This is a genomic window from Spirillospora sp. NPDC047279 (genome assembly GCF_040643285.1).
Taxonomy (GTDB): Bacteria; Actinomycetota; Actinomycetes; order Streptosporangiales; family Streptosporangiaceae; genus Spirillospora.
Window position 1 is genome coordinate 277,381 of sequence record NZ_JBEYUA010000013.1, and the last position, 25,495, is coordinate 302,875.

The 25,495-nt window shown below is 73.8% G+C and carries 20 protein-coding genes; all 20 read right to left on the minus strand.

Features of this window, described 5'->3' with window-relative positions; genetic code table 11:
* Positions 1–95 precede the first annotated feature (95 nt).
* Positions 96–1,358: a GTP-binding protein gene (locus tag ABZ810_RS31450; RefSeq protein ID WP_358409490.1), complete on the minus strand. Its 1,263-nt coding sequence runs from the start codon at positions 1,356–1,358 to the stop codon at positions 96–98.
* Entirely contained in the window at positions 1,358–2,281 is a 924-nt protein-coding gene (cysD, locus tag ABZ810_RS31455) for a sulfate adenylyltransferase subunit CysD (protein WP_358409539.1), read from the minus strand. The genes ABZ810_RS31450 and cysD overlap by 1 nt, the downstream gene beginning before the upstream one ends.
* Positions 2,278–3,486: an acyl-CoA dehydrogenase family protein gene (locus ABZ810_RS31460; RefSeq protein ID WP_358409492.1), complete on the minus strand. Its 1,209-nt coding sequence runs from the start codon at positions 3,484–3,486 to the stop codon at positions 2,278–2,280. Before ABZ810_RS31460 ends, cysD begins: the two co-directional genes overlap by 4 nt.
* A gap of 35 nt (positions 3,487–3,521) precedes the next feature.
* Positions 3,522–5,219 (minus strand): AMP-binding protein, encoded by a 1,698-nt coding sequence (locus ABZ810_RS31465; protein ID WP_358409493.1) that lies wholly within the window; start codon positions 5,217–5,219, stop codon positions 3,522–3,524.
* 44 nt (positions 5,220–5,263) lie between these two features.
* A complete protein-coding gene (locus tag ABZ810_RS31470) occupies positions 5,264–6,022 on the minus strand; it encodes an SDR family oxidoreductase (protein ID WP_358409495.1) in 759 nt (252 codons plus the stop codon).
* Between the two features lie 84 nt (positions 6,023–6,106).
* Positions 6,107–7,129, minus strand: coding sequence for a sulfotransferase (locus ABZ810_RS31475; RefSeq protein ID WP_358409497.1), 1,023 nt, complete (start codon positions 7,127–7,129; stop codon positions 6,107–6,109).
* Positions 7,126–8,079, minus strand: a complete 954-nt coding sequence (locus ABZ810_RS31480) for a hypothetical protein (RefSeq protein ID WP_358409499.1) — start codon at positions 8,077–8,079, stop codon at positions 7,126–7,128. Before ABZ810_RS31480 ends, ABZ810_RS31475 begins: the two co-directional genes overlap by 4 nt.
* The gene (locus ABZ810_RS31485; RefSeq protein WP_358409500.1) at positions 8,076–8,930 is read right to left on the minus strand and encodes a 2-amino-3,7-dideoxy-D-threo-hept-6-ulosonate synthase; all 855 of its coding nucleotides are present in this window, start codon (positions 8,928–8,930) and stop codon (positions 8,076–8,078) included. Before ABZ810_RS31485 ends, ABZ810_RS31480 begins: the two co-directional genes overlap by 4 nt.
* Before the next feature lie 42 nt (positions 8,931–8,972).
* On the minus strand, positions 8,973–10,232 hold the full coding sequence (locus tag ABZ810_RS31490) for an aspartate kinase (RefSeq protein WP_358409501.1): 1,260 nt from the start codon (positions 10,230–10,232) through the stop codon (positions 8,973–8,975).
* 307 nt (positions 10,233–10,539) lie between these two features.
* Positions 10,540–11,745 (minus strand): cation:proton antiporter, encoded by a 1,206-nt coding sequence (locus tag ABZ810_RS31495; protein ID WP_358409502.1) that lies wholly within the window; start codon positions 11,743–11,745, stop codon positions 10,540–10,542.
* A gap of 172 nt (positions 11,746–11,917) precedes the next feature.
* A complete protein-coding gene (locus ABZ810_RS31500) occupies positions 11,918–12,232 on the minus strand; it encodes a hypothetical protein (RefSeq protein ID WP_358409504.1) in 315 nt (104 codons plus the stop codon).
* A 66-nt stretch (positions 12,233–12,298) separates the two neighbouring features.
* On the minus strand, positions 12,299–13,087 hold the full coding sequence (locus ABZ810_RS31505; RefSeq protein WP_358409505.1) for a methyltransferase domain-containing protein: 789 nt from the start codon (positions 13,085–13,087) through the stop codon (positions 12,299–12,301).
* Positions 13,088–13,207: 120 nt separating this feature from the next.
* Entirely contained in the window at positions 13,208–16,615 is a 3,408-nt protein-coding gene (locus tag ABZ810_RS31510) for an ATP-dependent DNA helicase (RefSeq protein ID WP_358409506.1), read from the minus strand.
* Positions 16,612–19,926 carry an ATP-dependent DNA helicase gene (locus ABZ810_RS31515; RefSeq protein WP_358409508.1) on the minus strand — a complete coding sequence of 1,105 codons (3,315 nt, stop codon included), beginning with the start codon at positions 19,924–19,926 and terminating at the stop codon, positions 16,612–16,614. The genes ABZ810_RS31510 and ABZ810_RS31515 overlap by 4 nt, the downstream gene beginning before the upstream one ends.
* A gap of 92 nt (positions 19,927–20,018) precedes the next feature.
* Positions 20,019–20,699, minus strand: coding sequence for a PucR family transcriptional regulator ligand-binding domain-containing protein (locus ABZ810_RS31520; protein ID WP_358409510.1), 681 nt, complete (start codon positions 20,697–20,699; stop codon positions 20,019–20,021).
* A gap of 45 nt (positions 20,700–20,744) precedes the next feature.
* The gene (locus ABZ810_RS31525) at positions 20,745–21,098 is read right to left on the minus strand and encodes an MGMT family protein (RefSeq protein ID WP_358409511.1); all 354 of its coding nucleotides are present in this window, start codon (positions 21,096–21,098) and stop codon (positions 20,745–20,747) included.
* Between the two features lie 195 nt (positions 21,099–21,293).
* Positions 21,294–22,493, minus strand: a complete 1,200-nt coding sequence (locus tag ABZ810_RS31530; protein WP_358409513.1) for a S8 family serine peptidase — start codon at positions 22,491–22,493, stop codon at positions 21,294–21,296.
* Positions 22,487–23,254, minus strand: a complete 768-nt coding sequence (locus tag ABZ810_RS31535) for a hypothetical protein (RefSeq protein WP_358409514.1) — start codon at positions 23,252–23,254, stop codon at positions 22,487–22,489. The genes ABZ810_RS31530 and ABZ810_RS31535 overlap by 7 nt, the downstream gene beginning before the upstream one ends.
* Positions 23,255–23,290: 36 nt before the next feature.
* On the minus strand, positions 23,291–24,640 hold the full coding sequence (locus tag ABZ810_RS31540) for a S8 family serine peptidase (protein WP_358409541.1): 1,350 nt from the start codon (positions 24,638–24,640) through the stop codon (positions 23,291–23,293).
* On the minus strand, positions 24,640–25,416 hold the full coding sequence (locus tag ABZ810_RS31545; protein ID WP_358409515.1) for a sensor domain-containing protein: 777 nt from the start codon (positions 25,414–25,416) through the stop codon (positions 24,640–24,642). The genes ABZ810_RS31540 and ABZ810_RS31545 overlap by 1 nt, the downstream gene beginning before the upstream one ends.
* Positions 25,417–25,495: the final 79 nt, after the last annotated feature.

Sequence of the window (25,495 nt, forward strand, 5' to 3'; positions counted from 1 at the left end):
GCGTCCTGTGATTCCGACCCTGCCCCGGGCGGGTCCGGCCCGGCATCACGTGAACGCGCCATCCGGGTGTGACCAGGCGGTCACATGGGCGCTCATCAGGAACGATCGTTGATCATCCCCGCCGCGACGGTGTCTCCCGACGTCTCGTCGACGAGGATGAACCCGCCGGTGAGCCGGTTGCGCCCGTAGTCGTCCACGAACAGCGGCTGGGTGACCCGCAGCCGGATCCGGCCGATCTCGTTCAGTTCCAGGCCGGTCGCGCCGTCGTCGCGGTGCAGCGTGTTGACGTCCAGCCGGTAGTGCAGGTCCTTGACGAGGGCCCGCGCGGTCCGGGTGGTGTGCTTGATCACCAGCTTCGTCCGCGGCGTGAGCCGCCGGTCGGGGGTCATCCAGCACACCATCGCGTCCAGGTCCTGGGCGGCCTCGGGCCGGTTGTTCGGCCGGGCGATCATGTCGCCGCGCGAGATGTCCAGCTCGTCGGCCAGCCGCAGCGCCACCGACATGGGCGGGTACGCCTCGTCCAGCGGCCCGCCCGGCCCGTCGATGTGGGTGATCGTGGTGGTCAGCCCGGACGGCAGGTGCACGACCTCGTCGCCCGGCCTGAGGACGCCGCCGGCGACCTGGCCCGCGTAACCCCGGTAGTCGTGCAGCTCGGGGTCGGTGCTCTGGTGCGGGCGGATCACGTGCTGCACCGGGAACCGCACGTCGATCAGGTTGTGGTCGGACGAGACGTGCACGTGCTCCAGGTGGTGCAGCAGCGACGAGCCCTCGTACCAGGGCATGTTGGGCGAACGTTCCACCACGTTGTCACCGTGCAGCGCCGAGATCGGGACGAAGGTGAGGTCGCCGATCTCCAGCCTGGACGCGAACGCGGTGAACTCCGCGGTGATCCGCTCGTAGGTCTCCCGGTCGTAGTCGACCAGGTCCATCTTGTTGACCGCGACCACCAGGTGCGGCACCTTCAGCAGCGTCGTCAGGAACGCGTGGCGCCGCGACTGCTCCAGGATGCCCTTGCGCGCGTCCACCAGCACGATCGCCAGGTCGGCGGTCGAGGCGCCCGTCACCATGTTGCGGGTGTACTGGATGTGCCCCGGGGTGTCGGCGATGATGAACTTGCGGCGCGGCGTCGCGAAGTAGCGGTAGGCGACGTCGATCGTGATGCCCTGCTCCCGCTCGGCGCGCAGGCCGTCGGTCAGCAGCGCCAGGTCGGTGTGGCCGTCGCCGCGCTCGCTGCTGGCGCGCTCGACGGACGCGAGCTGGTCCTCGAAGATCGACTTGGCGTCGTACAGCAGCCGCCCGATCAGCGTCGACTTGCCGTCGTCCACGCTGCCGGCGGTGGCCAGCCGGAGGATGTCCATCAGAAATACCCCGCCTTCTTGCGGTCTTCCATCGCGGCCTCGCTGGTGCGGTCGTCGGCGCGGGTCTGGCCGCGCTCGGTGATCCGGGTGGCCGAGATCTCCTCGACCACCTCGTCCAGCGACACCGCGGCCGACTCCACTGCGCCGGTGCACGACGCGTCCCCCACCGTGCGGTAGCGCACGGACGCCTCGAAGGCGGGTTCGTCGTCGCCCCGGCGGGCGTACGGGAGGTCGGCGAGCAACATGCCGTCGCGCTCGAACACCCGCCGGGTGTGCGCGAAGTAGATCGACGGGAGCTCCAGCTCCTCCCGGCGGGCGTAGTCCCAGATGTCCAGCTCGGTCCAGTTGGACAGCGGGAACACCCGGACGTGCTCGCCGGGCCGGATGCGCGTGTTGTAGAGGTTCCAGAGCTCGGGCCGCTGGTTCTTGGGGTCCCACTGCCCGAACTCGTCACGGAACGACACCACCCGCTCCTTGGCCCGCGCCTTCTCCTCGTCCCGGCGCGCACCGCCGAACGCCGCGTCGAAGCCGTGTTCCTCGATCGCGTCCAGCAGCGTGGTCGTCTGGAGCTGGTTGCGCGAGGAGCGGCGCCCGGTGTCCTCCACCACGCGGCCCTGGTCGATCGACTCCTGGACGGAGGCCACCACCAGCCGGACGCCCAGCTCCGCCACTCTCCGGTCGCGGTACTCGATCACCTCCGGGAAGTTGTGGCCGGTGTCCACGTGCATCACCGGGAACGGCAGCGCGGCGGGCCGGAACGCCTTCTGTGCCAGGCGCAACATCACGATGCTGTCCTTGCCGCCCGAGAACAGGAGGACCGGTCTCTCCAGCTCGGCGGCCACCTCTCGGATGATGTGGATCGATTCGGCCTCGAGGACGTCGAGGTTGGTCAGTCGTGTCTGCACGGGGTCGCCTTCCGTCAGGGGGCGTGCTCGCGGCCCAGCAGATGCCGGGCGACGACGAGCTTCGTCGCGTTCGCGGTACCGTCCGCGATCTCCAGTCCGATGCCGTCGCGGAGGCGGCGCTCGACCGGGTTGCCGGTGGACCAGCCGAAGTGGCCGAACGTGAGCAGGGCCTGGTGGTGGGCGTCGACCGCCGCCTTGGGGGCCCAGCCCTTGGCCATGTTTGCCTCGAGCCGGTGGTCCAGGCCCTGGTCCTTGCGCCACAGCGCCTCGTACGCCAGCATCCGGGCGGCCTTGAGGTAGGTCGCGTGCTCGGCGAGCGGGAACGCCACCCCCTGGAACCGGCCGATCGGCTCGCCGAACGCCGTGCGTTCCCGGGCGTACCCGATCGCGTCGTCCAGCGAGGCGCTCGCCGAGGCGAGGGCCGTCAGGGCGATGAGCGCCCGCGAGTAGCCGAAGCCGCGCATGACCTCGACGAACCCCGCGCCCACATCGCCGACCACGTTCTCCGGGCCGACCCGGAGGCCGTTGAACTCCAGGGTCGCCCGCCCCCCGGCCCGGTGGCCCAGGTCCGACAGCCGCTCCCGGGTCACCCCGGGCTCGTCGAGGGGCGTGAAGAACGCGGTGACGCCGCGCGCTCCGCCTCCCGAGGGGGGACGGCCCCCCGCACCCCCCGAAGCGGCTCCGCCGCGGGTTCGGTCTCCGCCGGTCCGGGCGAACACCAGGCCGTGCGTCGCGTACGCCCCGGCCATGATCGAGGTCTTGGTCCCGTCGAGCCGCCAGTCGCCGCCGTCCGGGTCGGGCGTGGCGGTCAGCCCGATCGCGGCGGCGTCGGTGCCGTGCCGCGGTTCGGTCAGGCAGAGCGCGACGATCGACTCGCCGCGCGCGATCGGCGGCAGCCAGTCGGCCTGCCGCTCCTCGTCGCAGTTCGCGGCGATGATGCCCCCGATCAGCGCGGCGTTCTGCACCGGATGGCAGGCGGCCGGCTCGCCGCGGGCCAGTTCCTCCAGGGCCGCCCCGGTACTGACCGCGTCGAGCCCGAGCCCGCCGAACCTGCGCGGGATGCTGAGCGCGAACAGGTCCGCGTCCGCCAGCTCCCGCAGGAACTCGGGCGGCAGGACGCCGGTCCGGTCGTGCTCGGCCGCGGCGGGCGCCACCCGGTCGGTGACGAACGCCCGCACCTTGGCGACCAGGGCGTCCTGCTCGTCGGTGAACGAGAAGTCCATCGGTCCGTCCTCCTTTCCTCGGTCTCCGGCGGCCGTCAGGCGTCGGCCAGCCGCTCGCGCAGCCGGAACTTCTGGACCTTGCCGCTCGGGGTCTTGGGCAGCTCGGGGACGTAGGCGACCTGCTCCGGCCAGTACTGCTTGGCCATGCCCTGCCCGCCGAGGTAGTCCTGGAGGTCGGGGACCTCCAGACGGGTCTCGTCCTCCGCCACGAGCACCGCGCAGGCCCGTTCGCCCAGGCGCTCGTCGGGGTAGGCGACGACGGCGACGTCGCGGATGCGGTCGTGCCGGAGCAGGGCCGCCTCCACCTCGACGACGGGGATCTTCTCGCCGCCGCGCGAGATGAGGTCCTTCTCCCGGCCGCAGATCCGGATGCCGCCGTACCCGTCGTCGCGGGCCAGGTCACCGGTGTCGAACCAGCCGTCCTCGCTCAGCGAGTCCGCGTACACCTCGGGCCGGCGGTAGTAGCCGACGCACTGGTTCGCGCCGCGCACCTGGAGCCGCCCGATCTCGCCGCGTTCGACCGGCGGGCCGTTCAGCCCGGTCATGATGCGGATCTCCATGCCGGGGACGGCGGTGCCGTCGCTCTCCGCGGCCCGCATCACCGGGTCCTCGGGCCGGGTGACGGTGGCGCAGCCGTTCTCGGTCATGCCCCACAGCGCGTACAGGCGGCAGCCCAGGACGTCCTTGGCCTGCTCGACCAGCACCGGCGGGATCGGCGCGCTGCCGGTCGCGAACGTGCGCAGCGCCGACAGGTCGCGGCCGGTGGCGCGCTGCTCCTCGATCAGGTCGACCAGGAACGGCGGCGCCCCCATGAAGAAGGTGACCTTCTCCTCCTCCAGGATCCGCAGCATCAGGGCTGCGTCCCAGGCGTCGATGTGGACGCACGTCGCGCCGAGCGTGAGCGGCATGACGAAGTTCCAGGTGTATCCGGCGTTGTGCGAGGTGGGCGAGCCCATCGCGGTCACGTCGTCGCCGGTCACGCCGAGCACGTCGGCCTGCACCTTGTTGGTGGCGTACAGCGTGTTGAACGTGTGCACGACGCCCTTGGGCTCGCCGGTGGTGCCGGAGGTGAACATCATGTACGCGGGGTCGTCGGCGCGCGCGGGCTCGACGTCCTCCAGCACGGCGTAGGTGCCGTCGGCCTCCGGCTCCTCGCCGAGGAGCGTCCCGGCGAAGTCCAGCGCGCCGGCGATGCCCGGGCCGCCGGGGTCGGCGTCCGCCGCCCCGAGCAGGACGCGGTGGCGCAGCGCGGGCGAGTTCCCGGCCAGTTCGGCGCTCATCTCGGCGTAGTCGAAGCCGCGGTAGCTCACCGGCGCGATGTAGACGGGGCTCTCGGTCAGCCCGAGCATGAACCCGACCTCGCGATGGCGCATGATCGGGACCACCGGGCTCGCGACGGCTCCGATGCGGGCGCACGCCAGGCACAGCGCGATGATCTCCCAGGAGTTGGGGACCTGGAGCGTCACCACCTGGCCGCGGCGCACGCCGAGCCGGGTCAGGCCCGCGGCGAGCCGTTCCACCACGCGGGTCAGCTCGGCGTACGTCAGCGTCTCGGTGGCGCGCCCGTCGGTGTGCCAGACCACGACGGCGCGGCGGCCGGGGTGCGTGCGCGCGCCCCGCCACAGGTCGTCGAGGAGCGTCTCCTCGTCCCGCCACAGGCCCTCGGCCCGGTAGCGGTCGGTGAACTCGCCGTGCGCGAACCCGGTCGTGCCGAATTCCTCGATGACGGTCATGTCCGTCTCCCTCCTCGTCGGTGGGGTACCTCGTCGGTGGGGTGTCAGGCGACGGCGCGCGTGTTGCCGCCGTCGACCAGCAGCAGGGCGCCGGTCACGAACGAGGCCTGCCGGGAGGCCAGCAGGGCGGCCAGCGCGCCGAAGTCGTCGGGGTCGCCGACCTTCCCGAGCGGCACCTCGGCGCCGCAGACGTCGGGGTCGGACCCCCGCGGCCCCTTGAGGGCCTTGGTCCGGTGGTAGCCGGGCGCCAGCACGTTGACGGTCACCCCGGCGTCGCCGAGCGAGTGCACCAGGCTCCGGGCGAAGCCCAGCACGCCGAGCCGCGCCACCCCGGACAGCACGTTGTGCGCCATGGGCTGCCGGACCGACTCGGAGGTGATCAGCAGGATGCGGCCCCAGCCGTTCTCCTTCAGGTGCGGGACGGCGGCGAGCACGAGCGCCATGTGCGGCAACATCGAGCTCTCCACGGCACCCCGGTAGTCGTCGACGCCGAAGTCCGCGGCGGTGCCGAACCGCACTCCGCCGGTGTGGCTGACGAGCACGTCCAGCCCGCCGAACTCGGCCACGGTCGTCGTGACCCAGCCCTCGACGGCGTCCTGGTCGGTCATGTCGACGACCTGGCTGCGCACCTCGCCGGGGCCGGCGGCGTCCACCTCCTTGTGCGCCTCGGCCAGCTTCTCGGCGCCGCGGGCGCAGATCGAGACGTTCGCCCCCTCGGCGGCGAGCGCGCGGGCCATGCCGAGGCCCAGGCCGCTGCTCGCGGCGGCGACCATCGCGGTTCGTCCTTGCAGTCCGAGATCCATCGTTCGCCCTCCTGTCTTCTCTGCGGGCCTTCTCTGCGGGCCTTCTCTCGGGGGTCTTCTCTCCGGGTCTTCTCTCCGGGTCTCCTATCCGGCGGCGGGTTCGGCGGTCTTCGCCTCTCCGGCGGCGGGTTCGTAGCCGTAGCGCCGGATCTGCGGCCAGGCGCCGACGGTGGCCACCGCGCGGGGTGCCCGGTCGAGGCCGGTGCGCCAGCGTTCGTCGCAGCGGATGGCGACCTCGCCGCGGTCGAGCCGGTCCGGGTTGCCGGTGACGGTGTGGTTCTCGCCGAGGCTGACCCGGCCGCCGTCCCCGACCGGGCCGGGCCCGTCGACGCCCGCGAACCGCATGACCTCGCCGAGCACCCCCCGCGGGTCGCGGCCGAAGTCCTCGTGCCGGACCCGCAGGTAACGGCCGGGCGCGGCCTTGCCGACGAGCTCGGAGGCGAGGTTGACGCCCGACCATCCGGCCGTGCTGCGCAGCGGGCTCATCTCGGCGATGTAGTTCTTCTGCCGCTGGTAGGAGAACGCGGTGGCCCGCGGGTCCCGGACCATGTGCAGGACCCGCAGGTCCAGGTCCGGGTCCCGCAGGCCGAGCAGCGCCGCCGCCTCGGCCGGGTACTTCGAGCTGTCGACGATCAGGCGCGTCCCGGGCCTCGCGGCGAGCGCCCGGTAGATCCGGGCCGTCACGTCGAGCGCGGCGTCGAGGGCGTGCGCCCGGCGCAGCGGCCCCCTGGCCTCGGCGAGCCGGGCCGGGGTGTGCCGCGTGCGCAGGTAGCGGTCCTGCACGGCGACCATCCAGCGGGCGTGCGCGGGGTCGGTCGGCGTCGCCGCGGACGCCATCACCTCCGACCACAACTCGCAGTCGGCGAGCCGGTCGCCGCAGCCGCACTGGGAGTTGGTGCCGGAACGCAGGATGCCGTTGCGCCACAGGTAGTGCAGCTCACCGATGTGGACCACGCCCGGCAGCTCGTTCAGGACGTTCCCGAGCATGGTGCTGCCGCAGCGCGTCATCCCGGTGATGTAGAGGACCCGCACGTTCCGGGTGCCGGCGTTCTCGGTGCCGGCGTTGTCGGTGCCGGTGTTGTCGGTGCCGGCGTTCAGGGTGGTCATGCCGCCTCCCCCCGGTCGAGCAGGAGGAAGTGCCGCGGCAGGTGGACGGCCAGGGCGATCCGGCTGCGCGCCTCCAGCAGATGCCCGCCGTTCGCCCCGGCGCCGCGCCGCAGCGTCACCCACGAGGTGCCCGGGTCCAGCAGCGTCGCCGCGGCGCGGAAGTCGCCCAGCAGCACCTGCTCCGGCGGCATCATCCGGGTCCGGGACACCCGGATGCCCGCCTCGTTCAGCGGGCCGAGCCGGCCCGTCTCGACCATCCGCCAGTACAGCGAGGGATGGACGACGATGCCGTCGCACGAGCCGCCGGTCTCCTCGACCGCGCCGGCCGCCGCCGTCAGCTCGGCGACGGGGTCGCCGGCGGACCGCAGCCGCCGCAGCCCGGGGAGCTGGAGCAGCCCCGGCAGCGCGGAGCCCTCGCCGCCGCGCCGGCCGACCGGCTCGGCGTCCGGGCCGTACCGCTGCTCGCCGTGCAGGAGAAGCTGGTTCTCGCGGACGCCGAACCGGACCAGCAGGCGGTAGTCGATGTAGGACGCCAGCAGCCGGACGTTGTTCTCCAGGCCGGGCGGCGTCTCCACCGAGACGCTGATCTCGGTGAGGTCGGTCGACTTGATCACGGGCGTGAACGAGGCCTCCAGCGTCTGCTCGTAGCTGCGGCCGCCCGCAGTCCGGTCGTCGTCGTGGGGCGCGACCTCCTGGAAGTACGGGGTCTCCTCGTCGCGGACCGTGGCCACCTTGAGCAGGTGCCGGACCGTGTAGCGCGGCCGGTTGGCGAACAGCGGGAACGCCGCCGGGAGGTAGGCGCGGTAGGAGACGGTCACGTCGTCGTGCTTGTCGTCGTGCAGGGAGGCGACGTGGGCGAACTCCTCGCCGGGCGAGTGCTCGGTCATCGCCGGATCCGCCAGCAGCTGGCGGACCTCCTGGTGGGCGTAGGTGGTCTGGGGCGCGGTCATGACGTCCTTCCGGTCATCTGGTGGTCGAGCCGGCGGTGCGCGGGCGGCGCGAAGCCGGGCGTGCCGGCGGGGCCGGGCGCGCTGTGCAGCAGGTCCGCGATCTCGCGGGCGATCTCGCCGGGGCGTTCGGCCTGGAAGACGTTGCGGCCCATCGCGACGCCGGCGGCGCCCGCCCGTACGGCTTCGAGGACCCGTTCGCGGACCTCGGCGATGTCGTCGACGGGCGGCCCGCCCGCCAGGACGACGGGCACGGGACAGGCCCGCACCAGGTCGGCGACGCCCTGGCCGGTGCCGGGGTGCGGCAGCTTGACGATGTCGGCGCCGAGGTCGGCGGCGAGGGTGCCCGCGTGCGCGAGCAGTTCGGGGTCGCGGGGGTCGCCGATCTGGGGCCCGCGGGCGTACATCATCGCCAGCAGCGGCAGGTTCCAGTGGTCGCAGGACTCGGCGACCCGGGCGAGGTCGGCGACCTGGGCCGCCTCCTCCCGGGACCCGACGTTGACGTGCACGCTGACGGCGTCGGCGCCGAGCCGCAGCGCGGTCTCGATGCTCGACACCAGGTACTTGGCGTCCGGGTCGGGCGCGTGGGCGGTGCTGGCGCTGAGGTGCACGATCAGCGACATGTCGGTGAACCAGCGCGGGTCGACGTGCCGGGCCGTGCCCTTGTGCAGCACCACCGCGTCGACGCCGCTCTCGGCGAGGGTGCCGATGAGGCCGTCGAACGAGGCCGCCGTGCGGATGGGCCCGTCGGTGACGGAGTGGTCCAGCGGGACGACCATGAGGCGGCCGTCGGGCGAACGCCGTCCCAACCGGCTGAGGCGCAGTCGTGCGCCGAAGGTGTGCTGGTCGCTCATGAGCGGGATGTCCTTCCTTCCGGGGTGCCGGGATGCCGGGCGTCAGGCCGGGGCGAGCACGGGCTCGCGGTCGAGCTCGAACAGGCCGTAGAGGATGACCACCGCGTCGCGCACCCGTTCCACGGGGACGAGAAGGGAGGTACGGGTCGAGGTGCACGACACGCAGTCGGCGGGGATGCCGTACCGGGCGAGCTCGGCGATCGCGCCGGCCGTGAGGCCGGGTCTGCTCAGCAGGCCGGTCCCCACGATCGAGACCCGCCCGCACGGCTCGCGCGCCTCCACGGCGCCGCCGTGCTGCTCCAGCAGCGGTCCCAGCACGTCGCGCACGGCGGGCAGCTGCGACGCCGGCGCGCAGAACGCCAGGTGCAGGTCCTCGGCGGTGGACGGCCAGGAGGCGACCGCGTCCACGCTGATCTGGCCGTCCGCGAGGGCGTCGAGGACGGCCGGCCCGGTGAGCCGCGCTCCGGCGCGGACGATCGTCTGGACGACCGCGGTCTCGTGCGTGATCGCCACCACCCGAGGACGTTCCCCGAGCGTCGTTGGTGGGGGCCCTGCTTCGTGCATCGGTTCTCTCCTTCCGACGATCGTGGTCGCGGTCCCGCCGCCGGCGGCGTTGCCGATCCCGACGTCGAGCCCGTAGGTGGCGGCCAGCTCGACCGCCCTGGCGTGCATGACCCGCGCGCCGGACACCGCCATCTCCGCCATCACCCTGGCCTCGACCCGGGGCAGGATCGGCGCGCCCTCGACGACCCTCGGGTCGGCGCGGTGGACGCCGTCGACGTCGGTGTAGACCTCGCAGGCGCGGGCGTCGTGGGCGGCGGCGAGCGCCACCGCCGAGGTGTCGGACCCGCCGCGGCCGAGCGTGATGACGTCGCCCGCGGGGGTGAGCGCCTGGAATCCGGCGACCACGACGACGTGGTCGCGTTCGAGCCAGTCCCGCACCGGCGCGGGGTCGATCTCGGTGACGACGCCGGCGCCGTGCCGTCCGGCGGCCCGCAGCCCCGCCTGCGGCCCGGTCAGCGAGACCGCCGGGACGCCCCGGCCCTGGAGCGAGATCGCCATCATGGCCGCGGCCGCCACCTCGCCGGTGGCGAGCAGCTTGTCGGTCTCGCCGGGACAGGGGTCGGCGGTGAGCGCTCCGGCCGCCTCGATCAGCTCGTCGGTGGTCCCGCCGCGGGCGGAGACCACGACGACCAGGGACCTGCCCCGTCCGTGCGCGGACGCCGCACGATCCGCGATCGTGTGGACCTGCTCGTCGGTGGCCAGTGACGTGCCGCCGTATTTCTGGATGGTGATTTCCACTCCACACCGCCTCAGGGGGTCAATCCGCGTTCGGAATGGCCTGTCCTGCCAGAAATGACCTTCCAACGGGCGGTGCGGCGCGTTCCATCACGAGAACGCGGGGTCTTCCCGGACCATCAAAATGATCTTCAGGGCGGGCGGCTTCACGCGATCGCGTGATAGGGAACGGCGACGATGCGTGGCGGAATCGCCGATGGCGAGGGCCGACGAGGACGGCCAGGACCCCTCCCCCACGGCGCCCCGGCGGGCGTTCACGGGCAGGGCTCCGGCCGGCGCGCACACGCGAATGGACCAACCGGCCATCCGATTACGCCATCGAACGCCCGTCCGAAAGAGCGCGCTCCCGGATCCGGAACGCGACGAGCGGGAAGACGAGCACCGACGCCATTCCCGCGCAGACGAGGGCGGCGGCGGTGCTCGCGGGCAGGCCGTGCTCCTCCACGCCCAGCGTCGTGATGACCACGACGAGCGGCAGCGCGGCCGACGCGAGCAGGGCCAGCGCCCGGCGGTCGGCGCCCTCCAGGTCGGACCGGTAGAGCAGCAGCACGGGACCGCCCCGCACCACGAGGAAAACCACCAGGAACAGCGGCACGGTCAGCAGCGCCACCGGGTCGGACGCCAGCGCGGCCAGGTCGAGCCGCATGCCGCTGACGACGAAGAAGAACGGCACGACGAAGCCGTAGCCGATCGCCTCCAGCTTGGACTTCACGACCTCCTTGGTGCGCTCGCGGTCCGAGGTCTCGATCGCCAGCCGTTCGACGATCCCGGCCGCGAACGCGCCGAGCAGCACGTCCAGCCCGAACTCGCTGGTGATCCAGAGCATGAAGACGATCATCAGGAGGGCGAACCGGATGGCCAGCTGCGAGCTGGTGGTCAGCGTCGCGTTCACCAGCCGGGCGATGGTCGGGTGCCGGTGCTGCCGTACCGCCGCCGCCGCGGCGAGGACCGTGACGGCCGCGAACGCCACCAGGAGCAGGACGGTGTGCCATGGCCGGTCGCCGCTGAGCAGCACGGCGACGGCGATGATCGGGCCGCACTCCCCGAGCGCGCCGGCCGCCATCGCCCTGGCCCCGAACGGCGTGGGCAGCGCACCGCGGTCGTGCAACATCGGCAGGATCGTGCCGAGCGCCGTCGTGGTGAAGCAGAGCCCGACCACGACCGCCAGCACGTCCCAGCTCTCCAGGGCGAGCCCCGCGACGAGCCCGAGCGCGAGGGAGGACGACCAGCCCGCGATCGCCAGCCGCAGCGGCGAGCCCTTGATGCGGGCGAACTCGATCTCGAAGCCGGCCAGGAACATCAGCACGGCGAGCCCGAAGTCGGCCAGCTGCCCGATGAACGGGTCCTCGGTGGCCCAGCCGAGCACCACCGGGCCGATGAGGATGCCGAGCATGATCTCCAGCACCACCGACGGCACGGCGATCCACCGGACCAGCCGGTCCGCGAGCAGCGGCGCCAGCGCGGTCGCCGCCACGATGGCGACGACCGAGAACCCCAAGGCCGAGTCGTCCGACACCTGTCCCCCGCCGTACCTCCCGGGGGACGCCCCCGGACCCCGCTGCGCCACCCGGGAGACGACCACCGGCCCCCGGACATGTCAGCTCACGACATGATCATCGGGGTCCTACCCGGTCACGGGCGGTTTCAGACCACGGTCACAGGCGGTCGTACGCGGTCTCGGGGCAGGCTCAGGCGGCGCCGGCGCGGCGGTGCTTGGCGGCCATGCAGATGCGGGCGAGGTCGTTGAGCGCGTCGGCGCGCCGCTCGTCCAGCGATCGTCCGTCGGCCGGGCCCGCCTCCGCGAGGGTGTCGATGACCAGCGAGAACACCGGCCACTCGGCCGGGCTGATCGACCCCTGGAAGTCGACGTCGCCGTCGGCGAGGTCGTCCAGGTCGAGGTTGCGTGCGAACGTCGCCAGAGCCGCCTCGGCCGCGACCACGCCGATGCGCATGGCCAGGGCGGCGGGCTCGCGGTCGAGGGGAAGACTCGCGGTAGAACCCATGTTCGACAAGATACCCCGGCGGAACGATCTCAGTCGAACGTTTGAACGAGAATCTCGGCGCGTCCCTCAGGGGGCGATCGCCAGGAAGAAGCCGTTCGCGTGGGTGAAGTGAAGCTCGCCGTCCACCAGGGCGGGGCGCAGGCCGGTGGCCGGGCCGCCCGCCAGCTCGTCCTCCAGCTCCTTGCGGATCCGGGCGCGCACCTCCTCGGGCGGCTGCGACAACTCCAGCCACTGGTCGAGCGGCCGCACGAGGTCGAAGGTGTCGGTGCGCTTGACCTCGGCGCCGGCCTCGCCGAGCATCGCGGTGATCTGGCCGGAGGTGAGGGTGGTGCCGTGCGCCGGGTCGCGGAGGCGTTCGAGGCGGTCGACGTCGGCGTCCCCCTGATCCGCGAGATCAGGCCGGACGAGGTCGGCGACGACGATGGCCGCGCCGGGGCGGCTGACGCGCACCATCTCGCGGACGACGGCGGCCGGGTCGGCGAAGTGGTGCAGCGAGAAGCGGGTGACGACCAGCGTGAACGAGCGGCCGGCGTAGGGCAGGTCCAGCGCGTCGCCGCGGGTGAACGTGACGTTGGTGAGGGTGTCGGCGTCGGCCTCGCGCTTGCCCTGCTCCAGCATCGCGGGCGTGATGTCGAGCGCGGTGACGTGCCGGACGCGGCGGGCGATGGCGCGCGCCACCAGGCCGGTGCCCGCGCAGACCTCCAGCACGACGTCCTCGAGGTCGAGCTCGGGCTCCATGAACTGGACGAGCCGGGCGAGGTTCACGGTGAAGGCCATGTTGAGCCTCGGGTCCCCGAAACTCGCCGCCTGCTTGGAGAACTCACGTACGACCTTCTCGTCATGCGTCACCGTCACGCCGCCTCCTTATGTGGTTTCCCGGATACTCCCCGAAACGGTGCGGCGTGAACAGAGGCGAGTGGCTCACATCACGGCAACGAAACCCCGACCTGGCCCCGGCCGTGGTCAGGCCGGGGCTCAGACGGCCGGGACGGTCTCCAGCAGGGCGGCGAGGCCCTCGGCGTCGAGCAGGTCGGCCGGGCGGACGGTGACGTTGGCGCTCACGTAGTGGAAGGCCGCGCTGACCCGCTCGACCGGAACGTCCTGCAACGCCGCCCAGGCGAGCCGGTAGGCGGCGAGCTGAACGGCGGAGTGGCGCGCGTCGTCGCCCTCCGGCGGCCGGCCGGTCTTCCAGTCGACGACCTCGTAGCCGCCGGACGTGCGGAAGACGGCGTCCATCCGGCCGCGCACCAACCGGTCGCCGATGATCGTCTCGAACGGCACCTCGATGTCGATCGGCTCGCGCCCGGCCCATTCGGACTCCTCGAACCGCGCCTGGAGGCGCGCCAGCTGCGCGTCGTCGGCCGCCCCCTCGTCGGCGGCGCCGGGCAGCTCGTCCGCGTCCAGCAGGCGCTGCTGCCCCCAGCGGCTCTCCAGCCAGGCGTGGAACGCGGTGCCGCGGCGCGCGTACGGGGCGGGCTGGCGCGGCATCGGGCGGCGGATCTGGCGGGCCAGGGCCTGCGGGTCGCGGGCGAGCGAGACGAGGGAGGAGACCGAGAGCTGGGCGGGCAGCTCGACCTGGAGGCCGTCGCCGCCGCGGCCCCGGTCGCGTTCGGCCAGCAGCAGCTCGACGTCGCGGGCCCACGCGGTCATCCGGCCGCGGTCGGCGTCATCGAGCCCCTCGTGCCCGGCCCAGTGCCGGGTGCGGCCGGTCATCGCGTCCTCGACCATCCGGGCGCCCTCGACGATGGCCTCGTACCGTTCACGTTCGGAGCCGTCGCCGTGCGCGCCGGGCAGGGGCGGCCACTGGGCCTCCTCGGCGGCGGCCAGCAGCGGGTTCTGGACGCCTTCCTCCGGCGGCTCCGCCCAGTGCGCGATCTGGCTCGCGGTGCCGGCCTCGCAGGTCTCCTTCACCTCCTCCAGGAACGGCGAGGGCCCGAGCGGGCGGCCCGACGAGCCCCACCAGTAGCCGGTCGCGATGAGCAGGCTGGACGCGCGGGTGACCGCGACGTAGGCCAGCCGCCGCTCCTCCCGCAGATCGCGTTCGGAGCAGGCCTGGTCGAAGGCGGCCAGGTCGTCCTTCTCCAGGCCGTGCAGCGCGGGCAGGTCGGCCCGGTCGCCGCGCAGCATGAACGGCAGGACGCGCGGGTTGGCCGTCCAGCGGGTGGCGTTCTGCGGCGGCGACGGGAAGATCGAGCCCTTGGCCGGGCCGCCGTTCTTCTGCGCGACGTAGGAGAGCCCGGGGACGATGACGACCGGCCACTCCAGGCCCTTGGAGGCGTGGACGGTGAGCAGCTTGACGCTGTTGGTCTCGCCGACCCGGCCGGCCTCCAGCCCGAACTCCTCGGTCTCGGCGGCCTTGAGGTAGGCCAGGAACGCGCCCAGCGTGGGGTCCTCGGCGTCGCCGGCGAAGGTCGCGGCGGCGTCGATGAAGGCGTCCAGGTCGGCGCGGGCGGTGACGGGGTCCAGGCCGGACCTGGCGGCGACCTCGATGTCGAGGCCGAGCGCCCGTTCCACCTCGTTGACCAGGTCGGGCAGGGCCAGGCCGACCTGCGTGCGGAGGCCGCGCAGCTCGTCGCGGAGCCGCCGCAGCCGCCCGTACCCCTCGGGCGAGAACGCCTCGCGGGGGCCGAGGTCGTCGAGCGCGTCGACCAGGCTGCCGGTCTCCTGGTTGAGCTCGCTGACCAGCTGCCGCAGCGGGTCGTCCGGGGCCTCCGCCCCGCCGGCCTCGCCGGGCGTGCCGGGCTCGGCGGGCTCGGGGGGCGGTGGCTCGGCGGGGCGTTCGGGCGGGGTGACGTCGCGGGACGCCTCCTGCGCGAGCGCGCGGGCGCGGCGGCCGAGCGCGACCAGGTCGCGCGGGCCGAGCCGCCAGCGCGGCCCGGTGAGCAGCCGGGCCAGCGAGGCGCCGGACGTGGGGTCGTGCATGGCGCGCAGCGTGGCCACCACGTCCTGTACCTCGGGCACGGTGAGCAGGCCGCCCAGCCCGACCACCTCGACCGGGATGCCGCGGCTCTCCAGCGCCCGCCGGATCAGCGGGAACTGCGACCGTTTGCGCGCCAGCACGGCGATGTCGGAGTACTGGAGCGGTTCGTCCTGCGGCGCGCCGTCCGGGGAGGTCCCGTGGTCGGCCGCCATCAGCGCGGCGATGCGGGCGGCGATACGTTCCGCCTCGTCCTCGACCGTCTCGAACAGCGCGCACTCGACCCGGCCCCGCCCCTCCCGGCCCGCGCCCGGGATCAGGCGCGGCACGGCCGCGGTCTCGGCGCGCAGCTCGTCCTGGATGCGGGCGGCGGCGTCCAGGATGTGCTCGCCGTTGCGGAAGCTGCGGCTGAGCTGGACGACCGGCGCCGGGTCCGGCGGCCGGCCCGGGAGGGAGGGGGCGGAGCCATGGGGGTGAAACTGGGTGCTGAGCGGGAAGTCGTAGGCGAACCGCAGCAGGTTGCCCGCGCTCGCCCCGCGCCAGCCGTAGATCGACTGGCAGGGGTCGCCGACGGCCGTCACCGGATGTCCGTTGCCGAAGAGCGACTTGAGCAGGACGAGCTGGGCCTGGCTGGTGTCCTGGTACTCGTCGAGCAGGACGACCGAGAAGCGCGACCGCTCGATCATCCCGACCTCGGGGTGCTTGAAGGCGATCCGCGCCGCCAGCGACATCTGGTCGCCGTGGTCGACCACCTCGCGGTCGGCCTTCGCCCGGGCGTACGACTCGATCAGCGGCATCAGCTGCTCGCGGACGGCGTGCTTGGCGAGGATGTCGCGCTGCGGCTTGAGCGGCTTCTTGAGGGAGGCGAACCGTTCGTCCAGCCACGCCCCGACCTTGCGCACGTCGTAGGCGGTGCGCAGGTGCTCGGACAGGTCGCCGGACAGCTCCATGACGGCCTTGGTGACGGTGTCCGGCTGCCAGTCGATCCTGTCCATCGGGCCGCCGTAGGAGTCGACCGCGCGGGAGCAGATCTGCCAGGCCACCGCCGGGGAGATCAGCCGCATCGTCGGCTCCAGCGCCTCGCGCAGCGCGTGGTCGCCGAAGAGCCGGGCGGCGTAGGAGTGGTAGGTCGACACCATCGGCTCGCCGTCGAAGAGCGCCTCGCCGCCGAGCCGTTCGAGCTCGTCGGCGGGGAGCATCTCCTTGAGCTTGTCGAGCCGCTTGCGGACGCGGACGCCGAGCTCGGCGGCGGCCTTGCGGGTGAACGTGAGGCCGAGCACGCGCTCGGGCCGGACGAACCCGTTGGCGACCAGCCAGACGACGCGCGCGGCCATGGTCTCGCTCTTGCCCGACCCGGCGCCCGCGATGACCGCCATCGGAGCCAGCGGGGCCTCGATCACGCGAGCCTGCTCGTCGGTCGGTTCGGGGATCTCCAGCAGCCGCGCCAGCCCGGCCGGAGTGATCATGGACCGACCTGCCCCCCTTCCTCGTGCACCGGGCAGCAGGACCGTACCGGGCAGGTACGGCATTTGTCGTTCGCGCGCGCCTGGAACACGTCGCTCGCCATGCCGGTGGCGACGATCTCGATCAGCTTCTTGGGCCACTCGGGGTCGGCGTCGTCGGCGGGCGGCGGCTGCTCCTGCTCGCGCGCCTTGGCGGTGAACGCGGCCTTCCCGACCTGGATGAGCTTGGCGCCGCCGGGCTCGATCAGGCCGTGCCGCTCGAACGCGCCGAGCATGACCGCGTACTGGTAGACGCCGAGCTGGGGGTGGCGCGCCAGGTCGTCCTTGGGGACGGCGGTGGAGGACGTCTTGATGTCGATGATGACCGCGCGGCCGTCGGCGTCGCGTTCGGCCCGGTCGATCCGGCCCTTGATCACGACGCGGCCGAGGTCGACCTTGAACGACTCCTCCAGCGCGACGATCTCGTTGGGGTTGTCGTTGTGCCAGGTCAGGAACTTGTCGACCATGGCGCTCGCCTGCTCGCGCTGCTTCTCGGAGTACCAGGCGCTGCGGAACTCCAGGTCGTTCCAGATCTCGTCGAGCCGCTGCGCGACGTCGACCTCGGTGACGCCGTCGTCGGAGCCGGCCATCTCCGCGACCGCGTGGATGACCTTGCCCATCGTGCTGTACTCGTTGGGCCCGCCGTCCTGGGCGCCGACCGCGGACGCCAGCAGCCAGCGCAGGCCGCAGGTGGTGAACGCCTCGACCTGGGACGGGGAGATCTGGATCTGCTCGTCCTCGGCGTAGGCCGGGCCGGCGTCGGACAGCGCGGTGATGGCGTACCAGTTCTCCGGCCGGGCGCCGCGCACGCCGGCCCGCGCGAGCCGGGCCAGGTGGCCGGCGGCGGCGCGGCGCAGCGGCTCGGGCCGGTGCGGGTCGGCCACCACCGAACGCAGGTCGGCGACCAGCGCCGACAGCGACAACCAGCGGGTCTTCTCGTCGAGCTGCGACTCCTCGATCGCGCCGGGCAGCAGCTCGTTGAGGAACCGCGACGGCCGGTCCTCGCTGTCGTCGCCGCCGACCGCCGTCACGACCAGGCGCTTGCGGGCGCGGGTGACGGCGACGTAGAACAGCCGCCGCTCCTCGTCCATCATCTTGGCCGCCATCGACGCGCCCGCCGCCGCGCTCGCCACGCCGCCGCCGCCCGCGCCCTCCGGCTCGGTCCCGGCCGCGAACTCGACGAGCTCCTCGATGCCGAGCAGCGAGCCGCGCAGCCGCAGGTCGGGCCAGACGCCCTCCTGGACCCCGGCGACGATCACCACGTCCCATTCGAGGCCCTTGGCGCGGTGCGCGGTGAGGATGCGCACCGCCTCGCCCTGCGGCGCCTGCTCGGCGAGCGTGTCGCCGGCGATCTCCTGGGAGGCGATGTTGTCGACGAACAGCTCGGGCCCCGCCTGCGGCAGCCGGTCGACGAACCGGGCGGCGTGGTCGAACAGCGCGACCACCGCGTCGAGGTCGCGGTCGGCGGACGCGCCGCGGGTGCCGCCCTTGACGCTCTGCTCCAGCAGCACCTCGGCCCGGCCGCTGGCCCGCCACACCTCCCACAGCACGTCCTCGGCGGTGCCGCCCCGGTCGGTGACGTCCCGGGCGACCTCGATGAGGTGCGCGACCCGTTCGGCCGGGGCCCGGACCCGCTCGTGGACGAGGGTCAGCTCGCGGGCGTCGCTCACCGCCGCGATGAGCAGCTCGTTGAGCGGCCGGGCACCGCCGGACAGGTCCTCCAGGTCGCGCAGGGCCCGCTTGAGGCGGCGCAGCCCGAGCGCGTCGGCGCCGCCGAGCGGGCCGGTGAGCAGGTCCTCGGCGACGACCTCGTCCAGGAAGCCCTTCTTCAGGGCGGCCCGCAGCAGGATCAGGATCGGCCGGACGGCGGGCTCGGCGATGAGCGGCACCTCGTCGCCCGCGACCACGACCGGCACCCCGGCCTGGGCCAGCGCCCGCCGCAGCGCCGGGACCTGCCGGACCGCGCTGCGCACCAGCACCGCCATCCGCGACCAGGGCACGCCGTCCAGCAGGTGGGCGCGGCGCAGCTCGTCGGCGACCAGCGCCGACTCCTGCGACTCGCTGTCGGCGATGACGGCGTGGACCGAGTCCGAGGTGGATTCGGGCGGCGTGGATCCGGGCGGCTTGGGCCCGGGCGGCGTGGATCCGGGCGGCGTGGGTCCGGGCGGCGTGGGTCCGGGCGGCGTGGATCCGGGCGGCGCGGTGGGGGGAGCCTCCTCGGGATGCTGGAGCGCGCGGTGCTCGGCGGCGAGGGTGCCCGCGGGGAGGCGGCGGGCGATCCGCCGGGACGCGGTCAGGATCTCCGGGCCCATGCGGCGGCACGTCCGGAGCGCGACCACCTCCGCCGGGTCGCCGTCGATCGTGCGGAACCGTTCGGGGAACTCCAGGATGCCGCGCACGTCGGCGCCCCGGAAGCCGTAGATCGACTGGTCCGGGTCGCCGACCACGACCAGGTCGCGGCCCTCCCCGGCGAGGTGCTGGAGCAGCTCCTCCTGCGCCGGGTCGGTGTCCTGGTACTCGTCCACGAACACCACGTCGTAGGCGCCGCTCTCGCGGATCCTGACCTCTTCGTCGACGAGCATGCCCGCGGCGATCTGGATCAGCTCGGCGTAGTCGTAGGTGGGCACCGGGTCGATCGCGAACCGCTCGGCGTAGCGGTCCATGAAGCCGCCGACGGCCTTCCAGTCGTCGCGGCCGCGCAGGTCGCCCAGCGTGACGAGGTCGTCGGGGACGAACCCGCGTTCGGACGCCCGGAGCGCGAAGTCGCGCAGCTCCTCGGCGAACCCGCGGGTGCCCAGCGTCTCGTGCAGCCGGTGCGGCCAGCCGCGCGCGCCGTCGGCCCGTTCGCCGTCCAGCAGGCGGCGGACCTCCAGCAGCTGCTCGGGACCCGACAGCAGCCGCGGCGGCGGCTCCTCGTTGAGCACCGCGTCCCGGCGCAACAGCGCGTACGCGTAGCTGTGGAAGGTCAGCGCCAGCGGCGACCGCGTCGTGCGGTCGAGCCGGCCGGTGATGCGCTCGCGCAGCTCACCGGCGGCCTTGCGGCTGAACGTGAGGACCAGCACCCGTTCGGGGTCGACGCCGCGGTTCTCGATCCGGTCGACGACGGCCTCGACGATCGTGGTCGTCTTGCCGGTGCCGGGGCCGGCCAGCACCAGCATCGGCCCGCCCTCGTGCTCGACCACGCGCCGCTGCCGCTCGTCGAGCACGGGCGCGACCGCGCGCGCCGGGCCGGCGCGGCGGACCAGGCGGTACGGAGCTGGGGAAGCTGGTGGCACAACATTTCATTGGAGCAGATGAACGAGGCGGATCTGACCACATCCCACGCATGTCGCGGATGTGACGATCGAAACAGTATTCGATACCTGTGTCAGGCGCGCAACGCGAGCAGCAGATCGACGCGGTCGTCCAGAGTGGACAGATCGCGGCCGGTGAGCTCCTCGATCCGCCGGATGCGATACCGCAGGGTGTTCACGTGGACGTTGAGGCGGCGCGCGCACGTCGTCCACGAACCCGAACAGGCCAGGAACTCGGTCAGGGTGCCCAGCAGATCGCTCCGGACGTCCCGATCGTAGGCGATCACCGCGCCCAGCACCTCGTGACGGAAACCACGCCGGGTCTCCCCCGGCAGGCGCGCCAGCAGGCTGGCGTGCGACGCGACGGGCACGCCGGGATCGGCCACCTCGGCGTCCAGCCGGCGCACCACGATCGCCATCAGGCGCGAGAGCGGCGTCTCCCCGGGCACCGCCACGAGCGGCACCCCGTACCGGTCGCAGGCCTCCACCAGGTCGTCCGGCACGGGCTGGAACGCCTCCCCGGCCGCCAGCGCCGCGATCCGCTTGGCCGCGAGCACGCCGACGAACGGCGCGGAGTCGTACGGCCCGCGGCGCCACATCACGCCCGTCAGGACGAGCTCGCCGCCGTCCAGGTAACGCCCGGGATCGGGCATGTCGGTGACGAACACCTGGCGCACCGGGCGGTCGAGCCGCTCCGGGCACGCCAGCGCGCGCAGCCGCAACTCGGGATCGCGCAGCAGGTCGGCCGTCTTCACGCCGTGACCGTAAGGCCCGGATGTTCGAACCAGATGCCCGTTTTGTTACGTCTGTGCGTCCGTGCCGTCCATGCCGTCCGACCCGTCCCAGCGTGCGCGCCGCATGTCGACCCGCCGCCCGTCCGGCCGCACCGGCGTGCCCTCCACGCGGTACTCCTCGAACGCCCGCACCTCGTGCCCCTCGGCGGGACGCCCGTCGGCGCGCACCACGCGCCACCAGGGCACCCCGCCCCCGTACAGCGACATGACCCGCCCCACCTGCCGCGGGCCACCGGCCCCGACCAGCTCGGCGACGTCCCCGTACGACATCACCTGGCCCGGCGGAATCCGCTCCACCGTGTCCAGCACGATCTCGGCGTACTCATCCGGCTCCATGCTCATCCGGCTCCATGCGCTCATCCGGCTCCGTCGACATCCCCGATTCTTCCGGCGCGGGCGCTTCCGCCGCCACCTCGGGCTCCGGCTCCCCGCCCGCCGCCGGCGCGGGACGAGCCACAACGCCGTGCCGACGAGACGTGCCGACGAGAACGGCCCCGGCCAGGGCCGGCGCGCCGAACCCGCCCGGCCGCACCGCGTCGTACGGCCCGCCGCGTCTCATGATGGTCGCGGCTCGGCGTCGCTTTCTGATCTTCGTCGGACGGCCAGGGCCAGGCCGAGGACCAGGGCGGCGATCGCGAGGGCGCAGGCGGACGCGGAGGTGAGGATGAGGCGGCCGTCGCGGTGGACGACGCGGATCGGGCCGGGCTCGCCGACGCCGAAGCGGCCGGCGGCGGGCAGGCCGAGACCGGTGACGCGCGCCGCGGCGATCCGGTCGGACTCGGCCACCGCCGCGTGCGCGTCGATCGTGCCGAACCCGACGCCGAGATCGTAGCCGCCCGCCGGACGGTGCCGGGTGCTCGTCACGATGGCCTGGGTGACCAGGGCGGGGGCCAGGCCGGGATGGCGGGAGCGGATCAGCGCGGCCACGCCGGAGACGAACGCGGTCGCCGGGCTGGTGCCGTCGCCGATCCAGTACTGCTCCCCCGGGCCCGCGCCGATGATGCGGACGCCGGGCGCGGAGAGGACGACCGCGGAGTTGCGGTTGGAGAAGCCCGCGTGCGCGCCCTTCTCGTCGACCGCCGCGACCGAGATGACGCCGGGGAACGAGGCCGGGTAGGAGAACGGCGCGTGGCCGCTGCGGCGGGCCTTCTCGGTGGCGCCGGCGTTGCCCGCGGCGGCGACCACGACCACGTTCTTGCTCAGCGCGTAGGCGATGGCCGCGCGTTCGTCCTTGGTGGCGGCGCTGCGGCCGAGCGAGAGGTTGATGACGTCGGCGCCGTTGTCGACCGCGTAGCGGATGCCGCGGGCGATCGTCCCCTCGAAACGTTCGTTGTCGACGAAGTGGCCGAAGCCCGGCTCGTCGTTCTCCACGATCACGCGGAGGGCGAGCAGGCGGGCCTGCGGGGCGACGCCCATCACGCCGTCCTGCCCGGCGGGGCCGTGGCCGTGCCCGGCGATGATGGACGCCATGTTGGTGCCGTGCAGGCGGCTCGGCGCGACGCCGGGCGGGTTGGCGCCCTCGGTGTAGTCGGGGCCGGTCACCACCGAGCCGGTGAGGTCGGCCTGGTCGGGGTCGACCCCGGAGTCGAGGACGGCGACGGTGACGCCGGAGCCCTTGGACAGCTCCCAGGCGCGCGGCACGTTCAGCGACTCCATGACGGGGGCCGTCCGGTCCCGGATCTCGTCGCCCCGGGCGGGCGTCCCGGGGACGAGCGCCAGCAGGGCGGCGGCCGCCGCGGCGGCCCTCCTCAGCACGTCCACCCCTCGGCCTCGCAGTCGACCTTCGCCGGGGTGGTGAGCGGGCCGAGCACCGCGGTGATGAGCTGGGGCGCGAGCGCGAACAGGTCGTCCTGCCTGCGCGCGCCCTTGACGGCCGGCCTGCCGTCCACGTAGCCGACGGCCGCGGCCACGACGTAGGGGCCGCGCTGCCGGACGGCCGCGGCCTGCCGGGCGGCGTCGCCGAACCGCGACGTCACCGAGGCGGGGAACGCCACCGCGCGCAGCCCCGGCCGCGGCTCGCGGATCGGGAACCAGGCCGCGGCGGCCTTGGCGGCGCGCTCGTCCGGGAACACCGCGACGCCGACCGCGATCGCCAGGCCCTGCGGCTCGTCCAGGTAGACGGCCCGCAGCACGCCGCGGCAGTCCTTGAGCCGGCCGGTCAGCTGCGGGTCGACCGCGGTCTCGCACCGGGTGTCCGGCGAGATCCCGGCCCGGCGCGCGGTCTCGTCGCCGCCGACGTCCAGCGTGTAGGTGATCTGCTCGGGGAAGATGCGGCCGGACTCCCACGTGACGTACCGCCGGGCGATCTCACCGGCCGCCGCGTCGCGGAGCTCGGCGGCGGTCGGCTCGCGCGTCAGCTCACCGGCGAGCCGCAGGGCCATCGGCACCAGCACGGCGACGCCGCACACGATCACCAGCCCCGCCGCGATCGTCGCGAAGAGTGAACGTGCCATGCCACCGTCCTCCGGCTCCTCCGGCTCCGGCTCCAGGTCCGGGGGCGAGATCTCGGCACGCACGCAGCGGAGCGTAGCCGAGAAGCGCGGCGGGAGGAATCAGGTAGGCCAGGTGGGCCCGTGCGCGGACGGCGGGGCAGGCCCGTGCGCGGGCGGACGGAGCGACGGCGGGGCCGATCCGGGCGGCGCGAAGGACGCCATGTGCGGGCCCCCTTCGGGCAGGGCGGGACGCGGGTTGCGGCGGGCCAGCAACACCGCGATCACCAGTGCCGCGACCGCGCCGGCGACGCCCGCCACGATGACGCCGAAGATCATGGGGCGCAGCCAGAAGGGCCGTTCGATGATGGCGACCGGGCCGGGCCGCGGACCCTCGCCGAACCGCTGGCCGCCCGCCTTGCCGGCCAGCCCGGCCTGCGGCGTGGTCAGGGTGGCCGCGGCCTTGAGCGCGCGGGCGGCGTCGACCTCGCCGAAGCCCAGCCCCGGGTTGTACTTGCCGGACGGGCCGTTGCGGGCGCTGGCGACGAGCGCCTGGGAGACCAGGGCGGGCGGCAGCTTGGGGTACTTGGCCCGGATCAGCGCCGCGATCCCCGAGACGACGGCGCACGCGTCGCTGGTGCCGGCGGTGATGAAGTACTCGCCCCCGGGCCCCGCGGTGACCATCTCGGCGCCGGGCGCCGCGACCAGGACCGAGTAGTTGCGGTTGGAGAACGGGGCGCGCTCGCGGGCGGGGGTGGTCGCCGCCACCGCGATCACGCCGGGGTAGGACGCCGGGTAGGAGTAGGGGGCGAAGCCGTCCTTGTCGAGGCGCCGCCGCTTGTCGCCGTCGTTGCCCGCGGCCGAGACGACGACCACGCCCTTGCTGATGGCGTAGCCGATGGCCTTGCGCTCGTCGGCGTCCTCGTCGAGCTCGCCGAGCGAGAGGTTGATGACGTCGGCGCCGTTGTCGGCGGCGTAGCGGATGCCCGCCGCGACGCCGTCGCCCTCGCCGTCGGACTTGTACCGGCTGTAGCTGGGGTCCTCGGGCTCGGCGATGGCGCGGATCGCCAGGATGCGCGCCCGCGGCGCGACGCCGATCACCCCGGAGCCGCCGCCCGGCCCGTGGCCGTGCCCGGCGATCAGCGAGGCCATCCCGGTGCCGTGCTGCCGGGCCGGCCGCGCGCCGCGGTCGACGTCGGCGATCATGTTGGGCCCGGTGGTGACGGAGCCCTTCAGGTCGGCCTGGTCGGGGTCGACGCCGGAGTCGACCACCGCCACCTTCGCGCCGGCGCCGCGGGTGACCCGCCACGCCTGTTCGAGGGACAGCGACCGGATCATGGGCTGCTGCCGGTCGCGCACCTCGTCGGCCCGGGCCGGCGCGGGCACGAGCAGGGGCAGCGCGCCGGCCGTGACGGCCACCGTGACGGCCGCCACGGTGGCCGTCATGGTGGCCGCCGTCTTGCGCAGGAGCATCAGCACCGCCACTCGTCGCTGGAACAGTCGGGCAGCGCCTGCTGCGAGAGCGACCGCGCGATCTGGCGGCCGATCTGCGGGGCCGACTCGAACGGCAGCCCCGGGCGCACCTTGGTGATGGCCGAGGCCGGACGGCCGTCGGACTGGCCCGAAGTGGTCAGTACGACGTACGGCCCGCCGCGGTCGGACGTCCGATCCTGGCGGGCGGCGTCGGTGAACCGGGCCCCCGCGGTGCCGGGAAAGGCGGCGGCGCGCAGCGCGGGGCGCACGCCGCGCGCGCGGACCGCGTCGGCCGGTGTCGAGGCCGGGATCTGCTTGAACGCGCGGTCGGCGGCGAACGCGTCCGGGAACACCACCACGCCGACCGTGACCACGACGCCTTCGAGCTGGTCGGTGTAGGTGGCGCGCAGCACGGCGCGGCAGCCGTGCCTGCCGAGGACGGCGGCCAGCTCGCCGTCGACGGCGGCGGCGCAGTCGGTGCCGGGCACGATGCCCAGCCGCCCGGCGAACTCGCTGCGCCCGGCGCTGCTCGTCGTGTACGACACCCGTTCGGGGAAGATCCGACCGGACGGCCAGGCCTGCCAGCGGCGCGCGACCTCGGCCGCGGCGGCGCGCTTGAGCTCGGCGTTGGTGGGCTCGCGGTTGAGCGTCGCCCAGGCCCCGGTGAGGGCGGCCGCGGTGACCACGACGTAGACGCAGCCGAGCGTGATGGCCACGATCATCCACTGCCGCGCGCGCAGGCCGAGGACGGTGCCGGGCGGGCGCGTCGGTTCCACCGGAGGCCCCGCCGGTGGGCCCGGCTGGACCGGCGGCTGGTGATAGGGGGGCTGGAACGCCACAACCGCCAAGGTTATC

Bases quoted from the DNA above. Each gene is read 5' to 3' on its own strand.
- ABZ810_RS31450 (WP_358409490.1), bottom strand. From the start codon at position 1,358: ATGGACATCCTCCGGCTGGCCACCGCCGGCAGCGTGGACGACGGCAAG.
- ABZ810_RS31460 (WP_358409492.1), bottom strand. From the start codon at position 3,486: ATGGACTTCTCGTTCACCGACGAGCAGGACGCCCTGGTCGCCAAGGTG.
- ABZ810_RS31465 (WP_358409493.1), bottom strand. From the start codon at position 5,219: ATGACCGTCATCGAGGAATTCGGCACGACCGGGTTCGCGCACGGCGAG.
- ABZ810_RS31470 (WP_358409495.1), bottom strand. From the start codon at position 6,022: ATGGATCTCGGACTGCAAGGACGAACCGCGATGGTCGCCGCCGCGAGC.
- ABZ810_RS31475 (WP_358409497.1), bottom strand. From the start codon at position 7,129: ATGACCACCCTGAACGCCGGCACCGACAACACCGGCACCGACAACGCC.
- ABZ810_RS31480 (WP_358409499.1), bottom strand. From the start codon at position 8,079: ATGACCGCGCCCCAGACCACCTACGCCCACCAGGAGGTCCGCCAGCTG.
- ABZ810_RS31485 (WP_358409500.1), bottom strand. From the start codon at position 8,930: ATGAGCGACCAGCACACCTTCGGCGCACGACTGCGCCTCAGCCGGTTG.
- ABZ810_RS31500 (WP_358409504.1), bottom strand. From the start codon at position 12,232: ATGGGTTCTACCGCGAGTCTTCCCCTCGACCGCGAGCCCGCCGCCCTG.
- ABZ810_RS31510 (WP_358409506.1), bottom strand. From the start codon at position 16,615: ATGATCACTCCGGCCGGGCTGGCGCGGCTGCTGGAGATCCCCGAACCG.
- ABZ810_RS31525 (WP_358409511.1), bottom strand. From the start codon at position 21,098: ATGAGCGCATGGAGCCGGATGAGCATGGAGCCGGATGAGTACGCCGAG.
- ABZ810_RS31540 (WP_358409541.1), bottom strand. From the start codon at position 24,640: ATGCTCCTGCGCAAGACGGCGGCCACCATGACGGCCACCGTGGCGGCC.